A 19570-nucleotide genomic window follows, 5' to 3' on the forward strand; every position below is an offset into this window, starting at 1 on the left:
TCTGTGTAACTGTCTAAACTTAAAGCCGTAATGGCTAAGGATAGGCACATGGATAAGAAAGCACTTGAAGCTTTTGCTATAGAAGCTGCAAAGGGAATCAAAACTCCCGATGATTTAACTGAATTCAGCCAGATGCTCAAAAAAATCACTGTTGAAGCGGCACTCAACGCTGAAATGGATGAGCATCTTGGTTATGAAAAACACAAACCTTCCAAGTCGAATAATACCCGCAATGGAAAGAGCACTAAGCGCGTAAAAACCGAAGACGGAGAGTTTGAGCTTGATACTCCTAGGGATCGCCTTGGCTCTTTTGACCCCAAGCTGGTCAAAAAACATCAAACACGATTTACCTCCATGGATGACAAGATCTTGTGGCTCTATGCGCAAGGTATGAGTACGCGTGACATCGTGAATGCTTTCGATGAGTGGTACGGGGCCGAGATATCACCCAGCCTAGTTTCGCGTGTCACAAATGCGGTGATGGAGGAAATTGTGGAGTGGCAATCTAGACCACTCGATGCCATTTATCCTATCGTCTATCTCGACTGCATCGTGGTCAAAATCCGCCAAGACAAACGCATTATCAATAAATCTATCTTCCTTGCTTTGGGCATTAACACCGACGGCCAGAAAGAGTTAATGGGCATGTGGATAGCCGAAAACGAGGGTGCTAAGTTTTGGCTGAGTGTTCTAACTGAACTCAATCAACGTGGTGTTGAAGATATACTTATCGCCTGTGTAGATGGCCTGAAGGGCTTCCCTGATGCGATCAATACCGTCTTCCCCCAAACACATATCCAGCTTTGCATAGTCCATATGGTGCGAAACTCATTGAAGTATGTATCCTGGAAAGACTACAAGGCGGTTACAGCCGACCTGAAGCGTGTGTATCGCTCAGCTACAGAAGATGAAGCTTTACTTGAGCTGGAGCGCTTTAGCGAAGTCTGGGATAGCCAGTATCCGCAAATCTCCAAATCTTGGCGCAATCACTGGCAGAACCTCAATACGCTCTTTAACTACCCTGAAGATATCCGTCGGGCCATTTACACCACCAATGCGATTGAGTCTCTCAACAGCGTAATACGCAAGGCACTAAAGAAGCGGAAACTCTTCCCAAACGATGAGGCCGCAACCAAGATGGTGTACTTAGCAATCAAAGACGCCAGCAAGAAATGGACAATGCCCATTCAAAACTGGCGCCAAGCTATGAGTCGGTTTATTATCGAGTTCGAGGAACGTCTAGAAAAACACATTAACTAGATGGCAGATACACAGAATCTGTTACAGCCTCCTGCTAAGCCTTTTATGATAGCTATATTATGGTATTACTTACTCGTAATCAGAGGCATACGTGTCTTCGTAAGTGTGCGAGTAAAGTTCGAACAAGTTGCCAAATGGGTCTTCTAAATAAACCATTTTAGCTGGTTTACTGTCATCTTCTGGGTGGTAGCGCATAATGTCCATGCGTACTTTACCGCCGTACTGCTCCGTGCGTTCAATGGCGCCTGCAAAGTCATCGGTTTGTAAACAGAAGTGGAAGATGCCCAAGCAAGAGAAATCTACTTCGTGACGCTCTGCGCGCTCTTTCATTTCAAACATTTCTACGCCAATACCGTCTGAGGTCACAAGGTGAGCAATGTTAAAACCTTTGAAGCCTTCGCCAAATACTGCAATACACATTCTGCCAATAGCAGTTTCGCGCTCTTCAATCACTTTAGTGTTGTCCATAACAATTTTTAGGCCAAGCGCTTTGGTGTAAAACTCAACTGCTTTATCCATGTCGCCAACCATGATGCCTACATGATTCATTTTCATAATTCTTCTCCAAACCTTAATTTGTAAACTGTTGCGTTGTTTTGCTTCGATGGAGAAAGTATATGTAGCTTGGTTGATTTTATGAAATTATTAAAAATTATTAATTTAATAATTATTTGTTATCGAAAGGCTTGGGAGTGCTGAGGTGACGGTTATACCGTTTAGCTCAGAAAAGTTTGCGAATCCCCCCCTTTCAAGATTACGATTATGTAGACCCCAGAGGATTAAATCTTTGCATGCTTAAAGTTAATTACTATCGTTTATCACCTTCTGCATGAATTATTACTTAAATACTTTCTTATTCGTTCGTGAACTTACAAGTATGTCTAGTTCTAAAGTGAGTGTTGTTGACTCCAACAAAATGGTGGTTGTGTGTGAAACATCCTATTGTTTTAAGGCTATTTATTAATTTGAAGAAAACGGTGTTTTTCCTTTTTTTATGTAGGGATAATCATAGTATTTATAATTAAAATATCTAAACTTAACTATGGTAATAGCCTTATAAAGTCATAGCTAGGAGTGTAACAAATGGCAGGGAAAGAGCGCACTTTTGCAGAGGGAGCTACGCTAGTGTCCGTCACAGACCTACAAGGGGTGATTAAATATTGCAATAAAGATTTCATTGAAGTAAGTGGCTACACCGAACAAGAGTTAGTTGATTCAAATCATAATCTTGTTCGTCATAAAGACATGCCAAAAGCTGCTTTTGCCGATTTATGGACTACCATAAAAGCTGATAAGCCTTGGCAGGGCTTGGTAAAAAATAGATGCAAAAATGGGGATTATTACTGGGTCGATGCTTATGTTACCCCTGTGTTCGAAGCTGGTAAAAAAGTGGGTTACCAATCGATTCGTAGTTGCCCGTCGAGAAAACAAATCGAAACTGCTCAATCTCTCTATGTGGAGTTATTACAGAATCCACAACGGACTTTCCCCTCGCCAACCTTAATTGATCGTATGCAATTAAGCACTAAAGTAAATAGCTTAATTGGCTTAGCATTTATTTCTTTTTTAGTTACTCAATTCACTGCTGGCCATTTATTTAGCAGCGAATTGTTCGATGTTGTTACAAATGTATGGATAAGTATACTTTTTACTGGTTTGTTTTATTTGTTTAATCGAGATGTAGTGATGCGTATTGCGCGCTTAAACACCATTATTAAACGTGTATCGGAAGGCGATCTAACAGAAAATATTCAGATCTTGAAAAGAGATGAACTTGGCGAAGCGGTAATGTCTACTAAGATGCTGCAAGGTAGGCTCAAAGCCATTATTGGGCGGTTTACTGAGTCATCACAAGATTTAGTAGTCGCAACCGATGTGTTGTCTGAAACCAGCTATATGACCAAAAATAGTATGACTCGTCAGCACTCCGAGACAGAGTTAGTGGCTACTGCGATGAATGAAATGAGCGCTACCGTTGCAGAAGTCGCTGAAAATACCGCACGAAATGCGGAACTTGCGTCCTTTGCTGATAATGCAGCTAATAGTGGCAAACAAATGGTGAGTGAAACTCGGGAGACCATTCTTGAGCTGTCAGCAGATGTGAGTAAAGTTGCCGATTCAATAAATGTATTAGCCCAAGAGTGTCAACAAATACGTGACATTACAGATTCTATCAGTGGTATTGCTGACCAAACTAACTTGCTGGCACTAAATGCAGCTATTGAAGCGGCTCGAGCGGGAGAGCAGGGCCGCGGGTTTGCAGTAGTAGCGGATGAAGTCCGAGTTTTATCATCTAGAACTCAGCAATCCACTGTCGAAATAAATTCGATGATTGAACGTTTACAAACGGGTAGCAGTAACGCGGTAGTTGCAATGGAGAAGGGTTTAGAGAAAGTGAACCAGTCCGTTAGGCAAATCCAAGGAACCGAGGATGCATTTACCGAAATTGTTACTTCAGTCGCTGATGTGAACGACATGAATATGCAAATTGCGACTGCTGCTGAAGAGCAGTCGAAAGTTACAGAAGAAATGAATAAGAATGTTACTTCGATAAGTGTTCAATCTTATAAGACTGCAGATAATATTGTGCAGCTTGAATCTAAGATCGAGCAATTAACTAAAATGTCGACTTCACTAAAACTGCAGTTGAACCAATATAATCTAGGAGAACCCGCCAGCCATTTCGACTTTGATATGGCGCGAAATGCCCATCTAGCATGGAAAATTAAAGTGAGAGACTTCTTGAAGGGTGATGTATCTGCGATTACCAAGCAGCAAGCTTGTTCACATAAAGAATGTGCATTAGGTCGTTGGTATTACAGTGATGGAGCGAAGCAATATAAGCAATTAAGTTATTTTAAACAAATAGAAGCTCCGCATGCACGGCTGCATCAAATTGTAAAAGAGATCCTAGAATTACATGACAACAATGAGCTTGAAAAAGCTGACGAGCTATATCAAGAGCTAGGGCCGCTCTCCGAGAACATCGTAGAATTACTGAATAAAACGGAAAAGTCAGTAAAATAGTCACAAAATTATTGGCGTAATGCCGGCAAACAAAAAAGGGAGCTTAAGCTCCCTTTTTTGTCGTGTAATTCAAGGTTTCGTTAAAGAACCATCGACAAAAATTGCTGTAGCCTTGGGTGGCTGGGGTTGTCGAAAAACGCTTCTGGCGTAGCTTCTACCAAGAGCTCGCCGTCTTCCATAAACAATACTCGGTCTGCCACTTCTCGGGCAAAGCCCATTTCGTGGGTCACTACCACCATAGTCATGCCGTCGGCTGCGAGGCCTTTCATTACATCTAATACTTCGCCTACCATTTCTGGGTCAAGCGCCGAGGTGGGCTCGTCAAACAACATAATGTTGGGCTGCATCGCCAGTGCTCGGGCAATCGCCACACGCTGCTGCTGGCCGCCAGAGAGGTGAGAAGGGTAGTTGCCCATTCTATCTGCTAAACCTACTTTAAGTAGCAAGGCTTTGGCTTCGTCTTCGGCTTGTTGTTTGGGGCGTTTAGCCACTTTAAGTGGCGCTAGCATTACATTGCCTAAGGCTGTTTTGTGTGGGAACAAGTTGAAGTTTTGAAACACCATACCTACTTCTTCACGCAAGCTATTAATGTTAGTGCCTTTAGCGTACATATCGGTACCATCAATATGAATGGTGCCGCTGCTTACGGTTTCTAGCTGGTTTAAGGTACGCAAAAACGTCGACTTGCCCGAGCCAGAAGGGCCCACAATCACCACTACTTCACCACGGTTTACCGTTGCCGATACGTCTTTTAATGCGTGGCAGCCATTGGGGTAAATTTTGTTTATGTTCTTTGCAACAATCATGTCGTTGCCTTGATAATCTTTAGTCACTGGCAGCTAACCTCTTTTCTAAGCGTTGAATAGCCCAAGACAGGCTGCTGGTAAGTACCAAGTAAAGTAGGGCTACAGTAAACCACACTTCAAAAGGTGCAAAGCTACCACTAACAACTTCACGACCGGCTTTGGTTAGGTCAGTAATGGATATCACCGATACCAATGAAGAATCTTTAATCAGGTTAATAAACTGGCCTGCCATTGGTGGCAAGGTTCGTTTAAAGGCCTGCGGTAAAATTACGTTCACCATGGCTTGTGGGTAGTTCATACCCAAAGAGCGGGCAGCTTCCATTTGGCCTTTAGGAATAGATTGAATACCTGAACGGATAATCTCGGCTACGTAGGCTGCAGTAAACACCGATAAAGCAATCACGCCTGCAGTAAAGCGTTCTAAATCGAATACGGTACCAATGAAGAAGTACACAATGAAGATTTGTACCAGCAGCGGTGTGCCGCGAATAATCTCGATATAAGTGATGGATAGTTTGCGCAGCGCTGGGTTGTCGGCGATACGCATTAAGCCAATCACTAAGCCAAGCAAAATGGCAAAAACCAATGACCATAATGAAATTTTAATCGTAACAATTAAGCCTTCGGTGAGCGGGCCAATTCGCCACTGCTCGGAGGAGGCTAGTTGGTCGCCTTCAAATACTAGGTCACCTTCGTATACTGAGATGTTTTCAAACTCAGATAGATTTACTAATACCTCGCCACCATCTGATACTAGTTGCAGTTGGCCTGCTGCATTACTTTCAATACTGCCGTCTTGCGGCGCGGTAATGCTGGCTGCTTCGTTATTTACGATGTAAGGAACAACACGTTGCCAGTTCCAGTTATAGTCAATTTTTTCGCCCGACAGATAAATGAGTCCGCATAGGCTAAGTAAAATGGCAACAAAAACGCCATTCCACAGAATTTTGCTTGCTTGAGTTTGCATCTGAAGCTCTTTTATTAATATTTGGTTTTACTTTACTAAGCACGCTTAAGGCGCGCTTAGTAAAGAAAAGTGGCTGCTAAGGGCAGCCACTTAAGTCTTACTATTGAACTTGTTTTAACCAAGCATCATCTTTAAACCACTTGTCGTAAATGCGGTCGTAGGTGCCGTCACCTTTAATTTGACGCAAGTAACCGTTCAAGAAGTTTAAGAAATCAGGATCGCCTTGGCGAACAGCCCAACCTAGCGGTTCAAAAGTGAACGGTTGATCTAGGTGAGTTAGCTGACCTTGGTTTTCTGCCGCGTAAATCGCATTAAACGGTAAGTCGTAAATGAAGGCATCGGCTTTGCCGTTAGTCACTTCTAGTACCGCTTCAGATTGGGTTTCAAATAGGTTTACTTTAGCTTTAGGAATGTAGCGCTTAATGGCACCTTCACCAGTAGTACCTAATTTAGTTACCACAGTGTATTGGTCGCTGTTTAGGTCACGGTAGCTGGTTACTTTGCCTTCTAATTTAGGGCTAAGTAGGATTGATTGGCCAATGACTACGTATGGGTCTGCAAAGTTAACTTGCATGTTACGTTGTGGCGTAATGGTCATGCCGCCCATAATTAGGTGACACTTACCAGTAAGTAGGGTAGGAATAATACCGTCCCAAGCGGTGTTTACTGGTACGTATTTAACGCCCATTGCACGCGCCATTTGCTTACCTAAATCAATATCAAAACCAATGAACTGGCCGTTTTTGGCCTTCATTTCAAATGGCATGTAGCCAGCATCAAAACAAGCGCGTAGCTCGCCAGATTCAGTGATTTCTTGTAACAATGTTTGCTGAGCAAAAGCAGCACTTGATAACAGTGTAACTGCGGCAATCGCAGATTGAATGACACGTTTCATAATGGTCCTTGTTGTGTTTTTAATTCGTTATTTTTATTGAGTTCATGTTCTGCACTATCCTTACAAAACAGCGTGAACCCTTAGTGTTTCAGGCAAGTTATAGCAGAATACACTAGAAAAAAATAGCGGCGGTTTTTGGTGTCGTGTTTACAAAATGAACGATACTTTCAAGTTTAGTTAGCCGCATGGACGTCTAAATGCCCGCAAATTAAGGCTTTAGTCGCGCAGCTTGTTTAACTGTTTTATTTGTTATTAATGCTAAAAAAATTTTAAGCATTAAAGAAAATCTATGGTTATCAAGGCTAAATGTAGAATATTTAGGCAGTGCTAAATGAGTAGAGCGCTAAAAAATGGGTACTCACTGGTAGCGCTGTTACTTGCAGTTTTAAGTGACAACCCCCATGCTGAGGTAAAATCTAAACTCTTGTATGGAAACAGGAATGGCCGATAGTTTTTTGTTATTTGAGCCCGACGCCAGTGATATGGTGAGTCAAAAACTCGTTCCGCTGTTCGACGATGTAATATTGCCAAAAGTGTGGGATGTGAACCAACCGCCCGAGTTTAAAGCTGACAGCGTCGTTTATTGTTATCTTAGCGATGAAGCCTTAACTACCGCCATTGCCTTAGCGGTAGAACAACAATGGATAGTAGCAGTATTGCCGCATCCTAAAGCAAACCATGCCCGTCGTGCTTTTAGTTTGGCTAGCTCTATAGAGCAAACCTTGGCGGAGGTTCGGCAAGCCGAAGCCACAAAAATTGATGTGCTGCGTTGTAACCAGCAAGTGGTATTAAATCACTTAGTGGTAGGTCATAGCTTTAACCTACGCCCTGGCGGGCACAATGGTTCGTGGCGACAACGCATCGCGCAAACTTGGCAAAATATTAAGAAAATTGGTGATATCAGGCCGCAAAAACTTAGTTTTACCACCGGAAGTGATACTTGCTTAGAGACCTCGTTAGTGGGGCTGGTTATTATTGAACATGCTCAAGGTTCAATGCTATCTAAACGGATACTTACCGATACTCACTGTAACGACGGTATGTTAGAAAGCATGCTGTTAGCGCCTCGCAGCATCATGGAAATGTTCCGTTTTTTAGTACTCGCTATGTTTGGTCGGGCGGTAAGAAAGCCGCGTTTTCTTAGTTTAATCAAATCTAAATCGATACAGCTTAGCGCGGAGAGTGAGTTTGAGTATTGGCACGATGGTATACCCGCAAAAGCTACCTGCTTAGTCGTTGACTGCGAGCACCGTGCTTTACGTATTTTCCCCTCAGCTAGCATGCTTTGCCAAGACAGTGCCGTAGCTGTAAAAGAGAGCCGTAAAATTGCCAACTTACCAGAGGGTGAAGCAATTAACGCCCTAGCTGCCAAGCCACTGCCTTGGATAGCGCATGCCGCCAAAGAAGAGTTTAAAGAGCTCTACCAATTGCTGCGTGACAACGCCACAACCTCGCCGGCCTTTTTAACCTTGATGGTCCTGTCTACTTTGCTAGCCTCCATTGGCCTTTATGCCAGCTCGGCACCGGTGATTATTGGTGCGATGATCTTAGCGCCGTTAATGGCGCCTATTATTTCGCTTTCTATGGCGCTTACTCGTCAAGATCCTAGCTTAATGACCGCTAGTTTAGGTACCTTGTTTACTGGCTTGTGTGTAGCCTTGGGCTTTGCCGCAAGCGCCAGCTTTATTATTCCCATGGAAGTGATTACGCCCGAGATTTCGGCGCGACTAAGCCCTAATCTGCTTGATTTAGGGGTGGCGATTATCTCCGGCATTGCCGGTGCTTATGCCCATGCGCGGATTGATGCAGCCAAAAGCTTGGCAGGCGTTGCTATTGCGGTGGCGTTGGTGCCGCCTTTAGCAGTAACTGGCATAGGCTTAGGCTGGCTCAATATTGGCGTTGCCTCTGGCGCCTTTTTGTTGTTTTTAACTAACTTAGCCGGCATTGTATTTTCGGCCGCTTTAACGTTTTTAGCGCTAGGTTTTGCCCCGTTTACCCGCGCCAGAAAGGGGTTAGGCATCGCTTTAGTTGCCGTGACCCTTGTGAGCATTCCATTGGTATTTAGTTTTAACCGCCTATCAGAAGAAGCGCAAATAGTGCAGCACTTACAAGGTAAAACCTTTAATGAGGTATTGCTGCGAACAGTGCGAGCGCAAAGTACCAAGCCGCTCACTTTGCATTTGCAGTTGGTTAGTGAACATTCACTTAACGACCAACAATTAGATGGGCTTAAAGCACGTATTGAACAAGAGCTTGGCCGTAGCTTTCAGCTAGAAGCTTCAATCATTATTCGGCGTTAAAGCTTTTATGTTATTGCTCTGAACGTATTCTTAAAGAGGCTATAAGTGATGCAACAAATAGCCTCTTTATTACTCTTACCTATAAAGCGCCTAAAGGTTTGTTGATCAATCTGGCTTTACTATTAACAAGGCCATTGCAATTTACCTCGAACATAAAATCAAAATAAGCCTTGAATTCAAGTTATGATATAACGTAACATTTTATCGAGGGATGATTGATAGCCAAGTAAAACAAAATATGAGCAAATCTATGATGCAAATTGATAGCGTTATTCAACATGCCGAGCAACACTGCAAGCAACGAGGTGTACGCTTAACCACCAAACGCAAGCAGGTTTTATCTGGTTTGGTGCAGTCAAACAAAGCGCTCTCTGCTTATGAACTCACCGATTATTGTAAGCAACTATTCGACCAAAGCATTCCTGCCATGTCGGTGTATCGCATCCTTGATTTTCTAGAAACCGAGCATCTTGTGCACAAACTTAGCTTGGCCAATAAATATGTCGCATGTGCGCATATTTGCTGCAGCCATAGCCATGGGGTACCGCAATTTTTGATATGCGGTAAGTGCAGTAAAGTAAAAGAAATCAGCATCGCTGCTTCAACCATTAACGAGTTAAAACACAATGCCGAGCAGGCTGGTTTTACCTTAGTTAGTCAGCAATTGGAAATGAACTGCCTATGCGAAGACTGTATTCAGCAAGTGGCCTAATTCAATCAACATTAAAACAAGGAAAGTGAATGAAAGTCACTCAAGCAATCGGCGATAAGTTCGCCATCGGTTTATCATTTGCGTGCGCCATTCATTGTTTGGCGTTACCTCTGTTGTTTGTTTTGGTTCCCAGCATGGTTGCGCTACCTTTACACAGCGAGGCTTTTCACCTTTGGATGGTAGTAGCGGTTATACCCATTAGCGCTTATGCACTCACCATGGGATGTAAACAACACAACCGAACTAAAGTGCTGCTATGGGGTGTTGCTGGTTTGGCTCTATTGATTTTGGCAGTTGCCCTTGGTGAAGACCGCATTGGGGAAATTGGCGAAAAATCGCTTACCTTGTTAGGCGCAACGTTGGTAGCTATTGGCCACTGGATGAACTATCGTTTGTGTCACCAGCATGATCACAACAATTGCGATTGCCCAGAGCATTAAGGCTTTCAACTTTTTTAACCTGTATTACTTGTTTAGCCCCATCATTAAACCAAGTCTTAAACTTAAAGACTTGCTTGAGTTAGTCTAGTAATCAACGTTCTTTCCTCCGTTAAGTAATGCTATAAACAATACTTAGTTTTTGCAGCAATGCTTACCTTTTTTAATTAATTGGAACACAAACCATGAGCAGTAAGCGCCAGCCCATTAGCGCCGTACCCACTAATATCATCACTGGCTTTTTAGGTGTAGGTAAAACCTCAGCTATTTTGCAGCTAATGCGCAATAAACCAGAAAACGAACGCTGGGCGGTACTTGTAAATGAGTTTGGCGAAATTGGTATAGATGGCGCCTTGCTTCAAGGTCAACATCAGCAGCAACAAGTATATATTCGCGAAGTTCCAGGAGGCTGCATGTGCTGCGCTGCGGGCTTGCCAATGCAAATCGCATTAAACCAGTTGTTGAGTGAATCTAAGCCAGACCGCTTATTAATAGAGCCAACAGGCTTAGGCCACCCAAAAGAAGTGTTAGAAGTACTCTCATCAGAGTACTACCAGCAAGTACTGTCGTTAAATAAAACCATTACGCTAGTGGATGCCAGAAACCTTAGTGATGCCCGTTACACTAGCCACGAAACCTTCAACCAACAAATTGCCATAGCCGATACCGTGATAGGCAATAAGTTAGATCTTTATCAAACAGATGAGCAGCAACAGCTACGTGAATATGTTACTCAACACGGGCGCAAAGGTGCGCAAGTTCTGTTTAGCAAAAACGGCCAGATGGACATTAGCTGCCTGCAAGGCGCTACGGCGGGTAGCTATGCACCTGATGAACATCATCATCATGGTCACGATAAACCACTTGCCTCCGAGCAAGTTATTCCAGAGAGTGGTTACTTAAAAGCCAGCAACCAAGGCGAAGGGTTTAACAGTATAGGCTGGCGTTTTGCCCCTAATAAAGTATTCGATCGCAAGAAGCTGTGTTTGCTGCTATTAAGCTTAAAAGTAGAGCGCATAAAAGCTGTATTTATAACTAGCAGCGGCGTATTTGCTTACAACTACACCAGCGATGGCTTAAGTGAAGCTGAGCTAGACGATTGTCTAGAAAGCCGCATAGAAGTGATTGCTAATCAGCTAGATGATGATTTAGAAGCAAGGTTGCTTGAGTGTTTGGTGGAGTGAGGTCACGAAAAAATACGGATATTAGTCCAAATAACTAACCTGAGCTCGGGATAACAAACTAGTTTCTAGCGGCTATTTTTACTTATTTCGGTGTTGAAGCTACTTGCAGTAGGCTAGCTATTGGCACGCACCTTCGCCTTAAACTAAGCAAAACTATCTCGACAGAAACATGAAGCTAGATTAAGTACTGGGTTGCAGAGTTATCGTTACTTCCTATCCCTAGCCCAGGTTAACTAACATGTGCTGTGGGTGAGGCTTCCTCTATTTGGACTAGTTAAAAAAATTAGGTGTCCTTTTAACTTTATTTTCTTTACTCATTAAGAACAACGCCTCTGGCTTCGAAATTCGCAATGGCTTGCTGTATGTTAACGCCTTTAGTTTCTAAATAAGTAAAAACGTCTTGTTTATAAGGTTTCATGTCATCGGATACCTTTCTTACATGAGCTGACACTGCAACTTCTTGTAAATTCCCCTTGAATCCTTTTTTAAGGAAAAATAAAGTCCAATCAAAATGACCGACATTTATAGTTGATTGAATTATATTTAGCGAACCTTTATTGCCCTCTATATTCCAATTTACATCTGCACCATGATCCAATAACAGATCAAAATACTCTTCTCTAAAATTAGAAATGGCTACCATTAACATCGTTCTTCTAAATGCTCCGCCCAATTTTTCTGGCGCTTCCAAATTAGGGTCTCCACCATATTTCAATAGCACTTCAAGGATCTCTTTCCGATCTCCGCCTGTAGCTAAATACAATGCAGAGAAACCTTGTTCATCTCGGTAACTTGGGTTTGCTCCGTTGAGTAGCATATACTCTATTAGCTTATGCGCATCATTTGAATCAGTATAAACCCAGAGCAACGGAGTTATTCCGTTAAGCCCTATTTCGTTAATATTTGCTCCCTTAAGCAGCTGCTCGTTAGCTTTGTCAAAATTCTTTTCTACAACCGCTTCGATAAACTTGGTGGTTTCCGTTGAAAATGTTTCTGATAGTTTCATTTCGTTATTCTTCTCACTGCAACTGCTTATCAAAGCACAATAAAAAAATAAACATATAAAACGATATCTGTTTTTAAACATATTAAAGACCTACATATTTTAATTGACCGCTACAAATACTGCGGCACCATTTCTCGCCAGTAACGTCCGCGGTGGGCGCGGCCCTGCCATTCAATCATTCGATGATTTAAGCCTTTGTGATTAAGAATATGGCTTAGGGTGTGGTTATTTTGCAGGAAGGGATCTTGATTACCAATAATGAACAGTAAATCGGTATTGGCTAGCTCGGATAAGCGTTGAGGGCAGTTTAGGTTTACTAGGTAGTGGGTAGGTGTGTGAAAATAGACGTTGTCGTTGTAAAAGCCTTCGAATAAATCACTGAAAGATTCAACCTGCCAAGTAAGGTCGAAACGGCCAGAAAAAGCCGCCAACCTGTTAAAAAGGTGAGGGTGGCGAAATACAATGTTAGCGGCGTGATAAGCACCTAAGGAGCATCCGTGAGAGATGGTGCAAGGGTGGTCATTTTTCTGCGCCATTAAGGGCAGTACTTCGCGCAGAATGTAGTCTTCGTATTGCTGGTGGCGCTGAATTCGCCCAGCAGGGTGGGCCCAAAAACAATACATGCTTTCGATATCGATGCTATCGACACAATATAACTGCAGCTGTCCGGCATTAATTTTGTGAGCGATTGAGTTAACGAGCCCTAGGTTCTCGTATTCATAAAAACGCCCGCCGCGAGTAGGAAATACCAGCACTTTAGCCCCTGCGTGACCAAATACCAACAGCTCCATATCGCGATGCAAATTGGGGCTCCACCAACGATGATATTCTCTATTCATGCTTAGTGAGTTCACCAAAAAATGTAGCCAATTGTTGATTAACCTGTTGGCGCTGCTGCTGTTGCTCGGGGTAGTCGAAATGGCCTGCTTTTAGCACTGTGAGTTGTTTAGGCTGAGGAGCGTTGTTGTAAGCCGAAAACTGCCCAGGTGGTGCGACAAAAGGGTCAAATAAGGCCAAGGCCCAATGGCTAGGGCACCTTAAGTAAGTGGCTGCGGTGGCTGAGTCAAAATAGCGTAATGTACTTAATGCGAGTTTGGGTTGCTGTTGGTAAAAGCCTTGTAATGCTTTGCCGCTGCCGTGGGTAGCCAGCTTTAAACGAAGCGCTACGTTACCAAAAGTGGGAACATGAAAATGAGCACGTTGAATGCGTGGGTCAAAAGCGCTAGCAAATATGCCTAGTCCGCCACCAAAGCTGCTGCCCATTAGGCCGATTTTATTAGTAACTTGTGGAAATAGGCGTAACAAGGCGCTTACTCCGCACCATAAATCTTGAACACAACCGCCAATAATGTAGCGCTCTTTATCTTGAATGTTGTGCAGTACGTGCCACATGGGGTTGTCTGAAATAGGCGCTTTGGCACTTAAGCCAATGCCCCGTGAGCAGGGCATTAACACTGCTGTATTTTTAAGCGATACCGGGCAGTCTACTTGTTCGATACCACCATAACCATGGGCACTAATGATTGCTTGTTTTACCACACCCGAGTGGGGAAGTAGCAGCCAGCCGCCGCAACGCATTTGCTTAGTCGAGTTGTAATAGCACTTAAAAATGCGCCAGTTGGGAGTGTCTTGGTGGCAATCTTGAATAGCGACGTCGGGCCTAATTTGCAGGGCATGCTGATATTTGTTTAGCCAAAAGCTTTTAAAACCTCTGGGTCGATCATCAGGGCGCAGCGCTTTAAGTTGGCTTAAGGTGTATCCGTAGTCTGGCTCAAACTCAAAATCATGTTTAAGTTTGCTGGGCATATTTCGCTATCTTCATTTAGGTTTATGAAAACTATAACGCTTTTATGTTACAGATTTCTAATGTTAAATATTTTTGTCAGTGTGGTCGAATCAGTCGCTATTAAAAAATGCTAAACAACAGGCTTTAGTCAATAGTGCTAAGCGGTATAGAATAATTCTCACTTAGGCATCTCTGATTTAACAAATAAGGATTGATTGTGGTTGAAGACTTTTCTTCTATTTGGCAACGAGCCGCGGAGCGTAAAGGTGGCGATGCTGCGTTACAACATTTACTGACTACCCCTTTAAGCAGTGAGCATTTAGCTGGCATTAGTGATGACCGCTGGTTGTCGGCCATGACTAAAACCATATTCCAGTCTGGCTTTGTGTGGCGAGTGGTAGAAAACAAATGGCCAGATTTTGAGCGGGCCTTTTTCAACTTTGACCCAGAAAAAATGCTGATGCTGGACGACAGCCATATTGAACGTTTATGTAACGATGTCAGCATTATTCGCAATCGCCAAAAAATCATCACCGTGCCACATAACGCCCAGATGATCTTAGACCTTGCCAGCGAGCATGGCAGCTTTGCCAAGTTTGTGGCTCAGTGGCCAAGCGACGACATTGTAGGTTTGTGGTTACTGCTTAAGAAGCAAGGTGCGCGCCTTGGCGGTAACTCTGCCTCTTATACCTTGCGTCGCATGGGTAAAGATACTTTTATCTTGTCGAATGATGTGGTGGCTTACTTGGTTAATCGTGGAGTGATAAACAAAGCGCCAACCAGTATTAAAGGGCTAAAAGCAGTACAAGAGGTGTTTAACAGTTGGCAGTTACAAAGCAGTTTACCTTTAGCGGCTATTAGCCAAACGGTGGCGTATTCTATTGGTGAAAACAACTTATAGGTTAAAGCGTTTAGCTTATTAGTATTACTTGCTTACATCTTTAAACGGCTTAATTGATGTTGGACTTTAGCCGCTAGCGACGCGGCAGTATTTCCTTGAAGGCGTGGTCTAGCTCTTTGTAGCGAAAGTTAAAGCCTTCTCCGCTTAGCCGTTTTGGCAGCACCTTTTGCCCGCCAGTAATTAAGCTGGCCATTTCACCCATTGCGGTATTTAACACCCAAGCTGGTGCACGAAATAAGCATGGGCGTTTAAGTTGCTTGCTTAGCGCTTGGCTAAATTGTTGATTGGTGACGGGGTTAGGTGAGGTTAAGTTGTAAGCGCCATGGCATTGCTGATTGTTGAGCAGAAATATTATGGCGTCTACCATGTCACTAATGTGGATCCACGACATTTGCTGTTGGCCATCGGCCACTGGGCCACCTAAACCTAAACGAAAGGCCGGCAACATTTTTGCCAATGCGCCACCTTCTATGCCAATGACCACGCCAGTGCGCAAAACACACACGCGGGTATGCTCGTTTGCCGCTTTTAAAGCGATTTGTTCCCAGGTTTTACATACTTGATGAGGGAAGGAGTCATCTTCGATGATGCTGGTTTCATCTAAAGCTTGTTGGCCTTGCTCGCCGTAATAGCCAATGGCGCTGCCACTTATAAAGGTTTCTGGTGCTTGCTCACTTTGTTCAAATAGCTCGACTAAGCGCTCGGTGAGTGCCCAGCGGCTATCACAAATACGCTTCTTTTGTTGCTCGGTCCAACGTTTGTTGGCGATGGGTTCACCCGCTAGGTTAATAACGGCATCGTATTCGTTAAGGTTATTGAGATCTTTAAGAGAAGGAATAGCCAGTAAGTTATGCCCAAGCTTTTGATAGGCGCGAATAGGGTTGCGTGACAATATCGTCAGTTCATGACTAAATTGTAAATGTTTTACTAAGCGGCTGCCGATGAAGCCAGTTCCACCGGTAAGTAGTATTTTCATAATATTGAGCAGTCCTTGTTAGGGCTAGCCATGTTACTCTTTGATTTAGTTAACAATAGCAGAGATTTAGAGGATGGGAAGCAAGATGAAGACGGTTTTGATTACGGGCGTTGGCAGACGTTTGGGTTTTTTTCTTGCACATCAGTTTGTTGGCTTGGGTTATCGGGTTATTGGTCAATATCGAAGTGAGCGCGCAGAGCTAGACGATCTAAGAGACTTGGGGGTTATATTAATACAAGCCGATTTTAGCCAGCGCACTCAGCTATTAGGCTTTGTTGAGCAGCTACCAAAACTTTGCGACAGCTTGGACGTACTCATTCATAACGCTTCGTTATTTGTTTGCGATGAGCCAAACCACAGCGCTGCTGAGCAAGCTGAGTTTTTTGACGCCATGTATGCAGTGCACATGTTGGCGCCAAAACTGATTAACGAGACTATGTATAGCGCATTATGTAAAGCCAAAGGTTGTGTGGTGATGATGACCGATATTTATGCTCAGCAGCCACATGCTAAATTTCGCTCTTACTGCGCTTCTAAAGCGGGCTTAGCTAATATGCTAAAAGCCTACGCCAGCCATTGGGCACCAGAGGTGAGAGTGAATGGCATAGAGCCAGGGCCGATGTTATTTTTGGATGAGCATGATCAACAGCATCGTGAGCGGGTGCTGGCACAAACCCCATTAGCTAAAGAAGGCGGCATAGCGCCGGTTTGGCAAACCATTGAGTTATTGATTAACAATGAGTTCCTAACCGGATGCTCGATTAAAGTGGATGGTGGTAGGTCGCTTACCCAGTGGTAGGCACTGCTGCGGGCTTAGTTGCAGGTTTATATCTAGTGCTTGAGGGAGCATTTGTGTTGGGGTGGTAAATAGTTGCCGTTGTAGAGTGAGCAAAAAAGGGTCTATGGCTAAATAGGCGAGGGTAGTTTTATGTTCGACTGGCCCAATTAAATCAATGTCTAAACTTCGGTCTTTAGCACTAGATAACGGATCATTGCGGTTACGTCCGTGCCTAGCTTCAAGCTGATTAAAAAACTGTTTAAGTTGGCTGGGGCTTTGCATCGATTCAAACCAGCCTAGGGCATTTATAAATTTATGTTCAGTTTGCATATCAAAAGGCGTGGTTTCGATAAACGAACTAATGGTGAGTGTATGCAAGCGTTCACTAAGTTGGCATAGCGCAGCAGGAAGGTGCTCGAGTGGCTGAATGTTGCTGCCAAGGCTACATAAGTAAAACATCTGGTTACTCCCGTTTGCTATAGGATTTTATTTAGCCTTTTCGCCAGCGCTTATGCAAGCTAAACTGCTGAGCATAATCAGTTATTTCTAGGAGTGAGTGGTGAATCAAACCACCTCGATGCGCCATGGCTTAGTCACAGCCGCTGCCTTAGTGGTTTTACTGGCAGGGCTGAAAGCTGCAACACCAGTATTAATTCCATTTTTGATGTCGATGTTTATTGCCATTATTGCCAGCCCCATCGTTAATTTTTTAACCCGTTTAAGAATTCCACGGGTATTGTCGGTAATGATGGTACTGTTGCTAATTGTTTGTTTAATCATGCTGTTAGCAGGTGTTGTAGGTAGCTCGATTAGTGACTTTAGAGCCTCTATTCCGGTGTATCGAGAACAGTTGTTGGTGCAATTGGCTGGTTTAAGTGCATTTGCAGCGGGTTTTGATATCGACCTGTCGATGAGCATTGTGACTGATTACTTTGACCCTGGGGTTATTCTGGGGCTATTTGCTAATACCTTAACAGGCTTAAGCGGAGCAGCAACCAACATCTTCATTATTTTGTTAGTGACTATTTTTATGTTGCTAGAAGCCGATACCATGCCACAACGGATGCACGACGCAATTCATAATCCTGATGTGCGTATGTCTCAGGTAAATAAGTTTCTAAAAGCCGTTAATAGCTACATTGCGGTTAAAACCATGATTAGTTTATTTACCGCAATTCCTATCACAATCGTGCTTAGCTTATTGGATTTAGATTACGCCATATTGTGGGGTATTTTGGCCTTCTTGCTTAACTATATTCCTAATGTGGGGTCGCTTATTGCCGCTGTTCCACCGGTATTGCTAGCCTTGTTGCAGTTAGGACCAAGCCAAGCTTTGGCTGTGGCGGGTTTGTATGTGGGTGTAAATTTGGTGATGGGCAACATAGTTGAACCGCGTATTATGGGCAAAGGTTTAGGTTTGTCTTCGCTGGTAGTGGTGCTGTCGTTAATATTCTGGGGCTGGTTGTTTGGCAGTGTTGGCATGTTGTTATCGGTACCCTTAACCATGATTATCAAAATTGGCTTGGAATCTAGTAACAGTGGCCACTGGTTCTCGCGTATCCTTAGCCACCCAGACGATTTAAAGAAAGAGAGTGAACCGGTAGATGAAGCTTAAACTTCCGCAGCTAAGTGATAATGCATTACGTGTTGTACATGGTCGCGGCCACTGCGTAGAAGGTGCTGAATCCTTCAATATTGAATGGCTACCACCAATCATGCTGATTGTGGCTTATGCACCTCTCAGTGAAGAGTTGGTGGGTCAGTTAGTGGATCAATTAAGTGCCGAGCCTTTGGTTGAGGGCGTATTTTTGCAACAGCGTGACCAAGCCATGGCTCCAGTGAGCCACTTATGGGGTTGTGAGCAAACGCCGAGTGAAGTGAGTGAGCTTGGTTTACGCTATAAGGTTGAAGTTGGCACTCATCAAAACTTTGGGATCTTTTTAGATATGGCCAAAGGGCGAGAATGGGTAAAGCAGCAAGCCGAAGGTAAACAAATACTTAACTTGTTCTCTTATACTTGTGGTTTTGCCGTAGCCGCGATTGCTGGTGGTGCTGCGTCGGTTGTTAATATCGATATGAGTAAAGCAGCCTTAAGTGTTGGCCGCGATAACTTGCGGCTAAACCAGCTGGATGACAAAAAAGCCCGTTTCTTTGGCCACGACTTGTTTAAATCTTGGGGTAAGTTGCGCAAACATGGCCCTTATGAATTGGTGATTGCTGATCCGCCATCAATGCAAAAAGGCAGTTTCTTGGTCGAAAAAGATTACCCACGGATTCTTCGCCAGCTGCCGAGTTTGCTCACAGAAAACGGCATAGCCATGTTGTGTTTAAATGCTCCATGGTTAGGGCGTAACTTTTTGCTTGATGCCATTGCCACAGAAGCCCCCCAATTAAAGCTGATTGAAACGCTGGCAAGGCCTGATGCGGTAATCGAAAAAAGCCCAGATGATGGCTTAAAAGTAATGATCTTCCAAAATCAGCCTTAGCTACAAATATCACAATTTAGCGCTTTACTGGCCTTTGCTACTCAGCGTT

Annotated in this window: 19 protein-coding genes; 10 read left to right on the forward strand and 9 right to left on the reverse strand. The window is 43.6% G+C overall.

What is annotated here, in order from left to right:
- The first annotated feature begins 48 nt into the window (after window positions 1–48).
- Entirely contained in the window at window positions 49–1260 is a 1212-nt protein-coding gene (locus tag K5L93_RS16140) for an IS256 family transposase (protein WP_220718244.1), read from the forward strand.
- Between the two features lie 69 nt (window positions 1261–1329).
- Here K5L93_RS16140 and K5L93_RS16145 read toward each other — a convergent pair whose 3' ends face one another.
- Window positions 1330–1815, reverse strand: coding sequence for a VOC family protein (locus K5L93_RS16145; protein WP_220720746.1), 486 nt, complete (start codon window positions 1813–1815; stop codon window positions 1330–1332).
- A gap of 528 nt (window positions 1816–2343) precedes the next feature.
- Between K5L93_RS16145 and K5L93_RS16150 the strand changes: the two genes are divergently transcribed.
- Window positions 2344–4287 carry a methyl-accepting chemotaxis protein gene (locus tag K5L93_RS16150; RefSeq protein WP_220720747.1) on the forward strand — a complete coding sequence of 648 codons (1944 nt, stop codon included), beginning with the start codon at window positions 2344–2346 and terminating at the stop codon, window positions 4285–4287.
- A gap of 80 nt (window positions 4288–4367) precedes the next feature.
- On the opposite strand, the gene K5L93_RS16155 is transcribed toward K5L93_RS16150, so the two are convergent.
- From K5L93_RS16155 to K5L93_RS16165, 3 genes are all read right to left on the reverse strand, one after another.
- Window positions 4368–5093 (reverse strand): amino acid ABC transporter ATP-binding protein, encoded by a 726-nt coding sequence (locus K5L93_RS16155; protein ID WP_220721537.1) that lies wholly within the window; start codon window positions 5091–5093, stop codon window positions 4368–4370.
- A 19-nt stretch (window positions 5094–5112) separates the two neighbouring features.
- On the reverse strand, window positions 5113–6060 hold the full coding sequence (locus tag K5L93_RS16160; RefSeq protein WP_220720748.1) for an amino acid ABC transporter permease: 948 nt from the start codon (window positions 6058–6060) through the stop codon (window positions 5113–5115).
- A gap of 100 nt (window positions 6061–6160) precedes the next feature.
- Window positions 6161–6955, reverse strand: coding sequence for a transporter substrate-binding domain-containing protein (locus tag K5L93_RS16165; protein ID WP_016403930.1), 795 nt, complete (start codon window positions 6953–6955; stop codon window positions 6161–6163).
- Window positions 6956–7395: 440 nt separating this feature from the next.
- Between K5L93_RS16165 and K5L93_RS16170 the strand changes: the two genes are divergently transcribed.
- From K5L93_RS16170 to K5L93_RS16185, 4 genes are all read left to right on the forward strand, one after another.
- Window positions 7396–9255: a TIGR00341 family protein gene (locus K5L93_RS16170; RefSeq protein WP_220720749.1), complete on the forward strand. Its 1860-nt coding sequence runs from the start codon at window positions 7396–7398 to the stop codon at window positions 9253–9255.
- A 238-nt stretch (window positions 9256–9493) separates the two neighbouring features.
- A complete protein-coding gene (locus tag K5L93_RS16175) occupies window positions 9494–9967 on the forward strand; it encodes a Fur family transcriptional regulator (RefSeq protein ID WP_246615072.1) in 474 nt (157 codons plus the stop codon).
- Window positions 9968–9996: 29 nt separating this feature from the next.
- Window positions 9997–10407, forward strand: a complete 411-nt coding sequence (locus K5L93_RS16180; RefSeq protein WP_220720750.1) for a MerC domain-containing protein — start codon at window positions 9997–9999, stop codon at window positions 10405–10407.
- A 182-nt stretch (window positions 10408–10589) separates the two neighbouring features.
- On the forward strand, window positions 10590–11588 hold the full coding sequence (locus K5L93_RS16185; protein WP_220720751.1) for a CobW family GTP-binding protein: 999 nt from the start codon (window positions 10590–10592) through the stop codon (window positions 11586–11588).
- A 310-nt stretch (window positions 11589–11898) separates the two neighbouring features.
- Here K5L93_RS16185 and K5L93_RS16190 read toward each other — a convergent pair whose 3' ends face one another.
- The 3 genes from K5L93_RS16190 to K5L93_RS16200 form a co-directional block, all read right to left on the reverse strand.
- Window positions 11899–12594 (reverse strand): ankyrin repeat domain-containing protein, encoded by a 696-nt coding sequence (locus K5L93_RS16190; RefSeq protein ID WP_220720752.1) that lies wholly within the window; start codon window positions 12592–12594, stop codon window positions 11899–11901.
- A gap of 110 nt (window positions 12595–12704) precedes the next feature.
- Window positions 12705–13433, reverse strand: coding sequence for an esterase family protein (locus K5L93_RS16195; RefSeq protein WP_246615073.1), 729 nt, complete (start codon window positions 13431–13433; stop codon window positions 12705–12707).
- Window positions 13426–14400 carry an acetylxylan esterase gene (locus tag K5L93_RS16200; RefSeq protein WP_220720753.1) on the reverse strand — a complete coding sequence of 325 codons (975 nt, stop codon included), beginning with the start codon at window positions 14398–14400 and terminating at the stop codon, window positions 13426–13428. Before K5L93_RS16200 ends, K5L93_RS16195 begins: the two co-directional genes overlap by 8 nt.
- A gap of 197 nt (window positions 14401–14597) precedes the next feature.
- Between K5L93_RS16200 and K5L93_RS16205 the strand changes: the two genes are divergently transcribed.
- Window positions 14598–15281 carry a DNA-3-methyladenine glycosylase I gene (locus K5L93_RS16205; RefSeq protein ID WP_220720754.1) on the forward strand — a complete coding sequence of 228 codons (684 nt, stop codon included), beginning with the start codon at window positions 14598–14600 and terminating at the stop codon, window positions 15279–15281.
- A 73-nt stretch (window positions 15282–15354) separates the two neighbouring features.
- Here K5L93_RS16205 and K5L93_RS16210 read toward each other — a convergent pair whose 3' ends face one another.
- Complete coding sequence (locus K5L93_RS16210) at window positions 15355–16257, reverse strand: TIGR01777 family oxidoreductase (protein WP_220720755.1); 903 nt, start codon at window positions 16255–16257, stop codon at window positions 15355–15357.
- Between the two features lie 85 nt (window positions 16258–16342).
- Here K5L93_RS16210 and K5L93_RS16215 point away from each other — a divergent pair, with 85 nt between their 5' ends.
- On the forward strand, window positions 16343–17056 hold the full coding sequence (locus K5L93_RS16215) for an SDR family NAD(P)-dependent oxidoreductase (protein WP_220720756.1): 714 nt from the start codon (window positions 16343–16345) through the stop codon (window positions 17054–17056).
- Here the strand turns inward: K5L93_RS16215 and K5L93_RS16220 are convergent.
- Window positions 17003–17494, reverse strand: a complete 492-nt coding sequence (locus K5L93_RS16220) for a 2-amino-4-hydroxy-6-hydroxymethyldihydropteridine diphosphokinase (RefSeq protein ID WP_220720757.1) — start codon at window positions 17492–17494, stop codon at window positions 17003–17005. The genes K5L93_RS16215 and K5L93_RS16220 overlap by 54 nt on opposite strands.
- Window positions 17495–17594: 100 nt before the next feature.
- Between K5L93_RS16220 and K5L93_RS16225 the strand changes: the two genes are divergently transcribed.
- Both K5L93_RS16225 and K5L93_RS16230 read left to right on the forward strand, forming a co-directional pair.
- Window positions 17595–18650 carry an AI-2E family transporter gene (locus tag K5L93_RS16225; protein ID WP_220720758.1) on the forward strand — a complete coding sequence of 352 codons (1056 nt, stop codon included), beginning with the start codon at window positions 17595–17597 and terminating at the stop codon, window positions 18648–18650.
- On the forward strand, window positions 18640–19521 hold the full coding sequence (locus K5L93_RS16230) for a class I SAM-dependent methyltransferase (protein WP_220720759.1): 882 nt from the start codon (window positions 18640–18642) through the stop codon (window positions 19519–19521). The genes K5L93_RS16225 and K5L93_RS16230 overlap by 11 nt, the downstream gene beginning before the upstream one ends.
- The last annotated feature ends 49 nt before the right edge of the window (window positions 19522–19570 follow it).

Origin of the sequence: Agarivorans litoreus, from assembly GCF_019649015.1 — a bacterium.
Classification (GTDB): domain Bacteria; phylum Pseudomonadota; class Gammaproteobacteria; order Enterobacterales; family Celerinatantimonadaceae; genus Agarivorans; species Agarivorans litoreus.

Excerpts from the sequence above, each read along its gene's own strand:
- K5L93_RS16140 (WP_220718244.1), top strand. The coding sequence starts at position 49 with ATGGATAAGAAAGCACTTGAAGCTTTTGCTATAGAAGCTGCAAAGGGA.
- K5L93_RS16145 (WP_220720746.1), bottom strand. The coding sequence starts at position 1,815 with ATGAAAATGAATCATGTAGGCATCATGGTTGGCGACATGGATAAAGCA.
- K5L93_RS16150 (WP_220720747.1), top strand. The coding sequence starts at position 2,344 with ATGGCAGGGAAAGAGCGCACTTTTGCAGAGGGAGCTACGCTAGTGTCC.
- K5L93_RS16155 (WP_220721537.1), bottom strand. The coding sequence starts at position 5,093 with ATGATTGTTGCAAAGAACATAAACAAAATTTACCCCAATGGCTGCCAC.
- K5L93_RS16160 (WP_220720748.1), bottom strand. The coding sequence starts at position 6,060 with ATGCAAACTCAAGCAAGCAAAATTCTGTGGAATGGCGTTTTTGTTGCC.
- K5L93_RS16165 (WP_016403930.1), bottom strand. The coding sequence starts at position 6,955 with ATGAAACGTGTCATTCAATCTGCGATTGCCGCAGTTACACTGTTATCA.
- K5L93_RS16170 (WP_220720749.1), top strand. The coding sequence starts at position 7,396 with ATGGCCGATAGTTTTTTGTTATTTGAGCCCGACGCCAGTGATATGGTG.
- K5L93_RS16175 (WP_246615072.1), top strand. The coding sequence starts at position 9,494 with ATGAGCAAATCTATGATGCAAATTGATAGCGTTATTCAACATGCCGAG.
- K5L93_RS16180 (WP_220720750.1), top strand. The coding sequence starts at position 9,997 with ATGAAAGTCACTCAAGCAATCGGCGATAAGTTCGCCATCGGTTTATCA.
- K5L93_RS16185 (WP_220720751.1), top strand. The coding sequence starts at position 10,590 with ATGAGCAGTAAGCGCCAGCCCATTAGCGCCGTACCCACTAATATCATC.
- K5L93_RS16190 (WP_220720752.1), bottom strand. The coding sequence starts at position 12,594 with ATGAAACTATCAGAAACATTTTCAACGGAAACCACCAAGTTTATCGAA.
- K5L93_RS16195 (WP_246615073.1), bottom strand. The coding sequence starts at position 13,433 with ATGAATAGAGAATATCATCGTTGGTGGAGCCCCAATTTGCATCGCGAT.
- K5L93_RS16200 (WP_220720753.1), bottom strand. The coding sequence starts at position 14,400 with ATGCCCAGCAAACTTAAACATGATTTTGAGTTTGAGCCAGACTACGGA.
- K5L93_RS16210 (WP_220720755.1), bottom strand. The coding sequence starts at position 16,257 with ATGAAAATACTACTTACCGGTGGAACTGGCTTCATCGGCAGCCGCTTA.
- K5L93_RS16215 (WP_220720756.1), top strand. The coding sequence starts at position 16,343 with ATGAAGACGGTTTTGATTACGGGCGTTGGCAGACGTTTGGGTTTTTTT.
- K5L93_RS16220 (WP_220720757.1), bottom strand. The coding sequence starts at position 17,494 with ATGTTTTACTTATGTAGCCTTGGCAGCAACATTCAGCCACTCGAGCAC.
- K5L93_RS16230 (WP_220720759.1), top strand. The coding sequence starts at position 18,640 with ATGAAGCTTAAACTTCCGCAGCTAAGTGATAATGCATTACGTGTTGTA.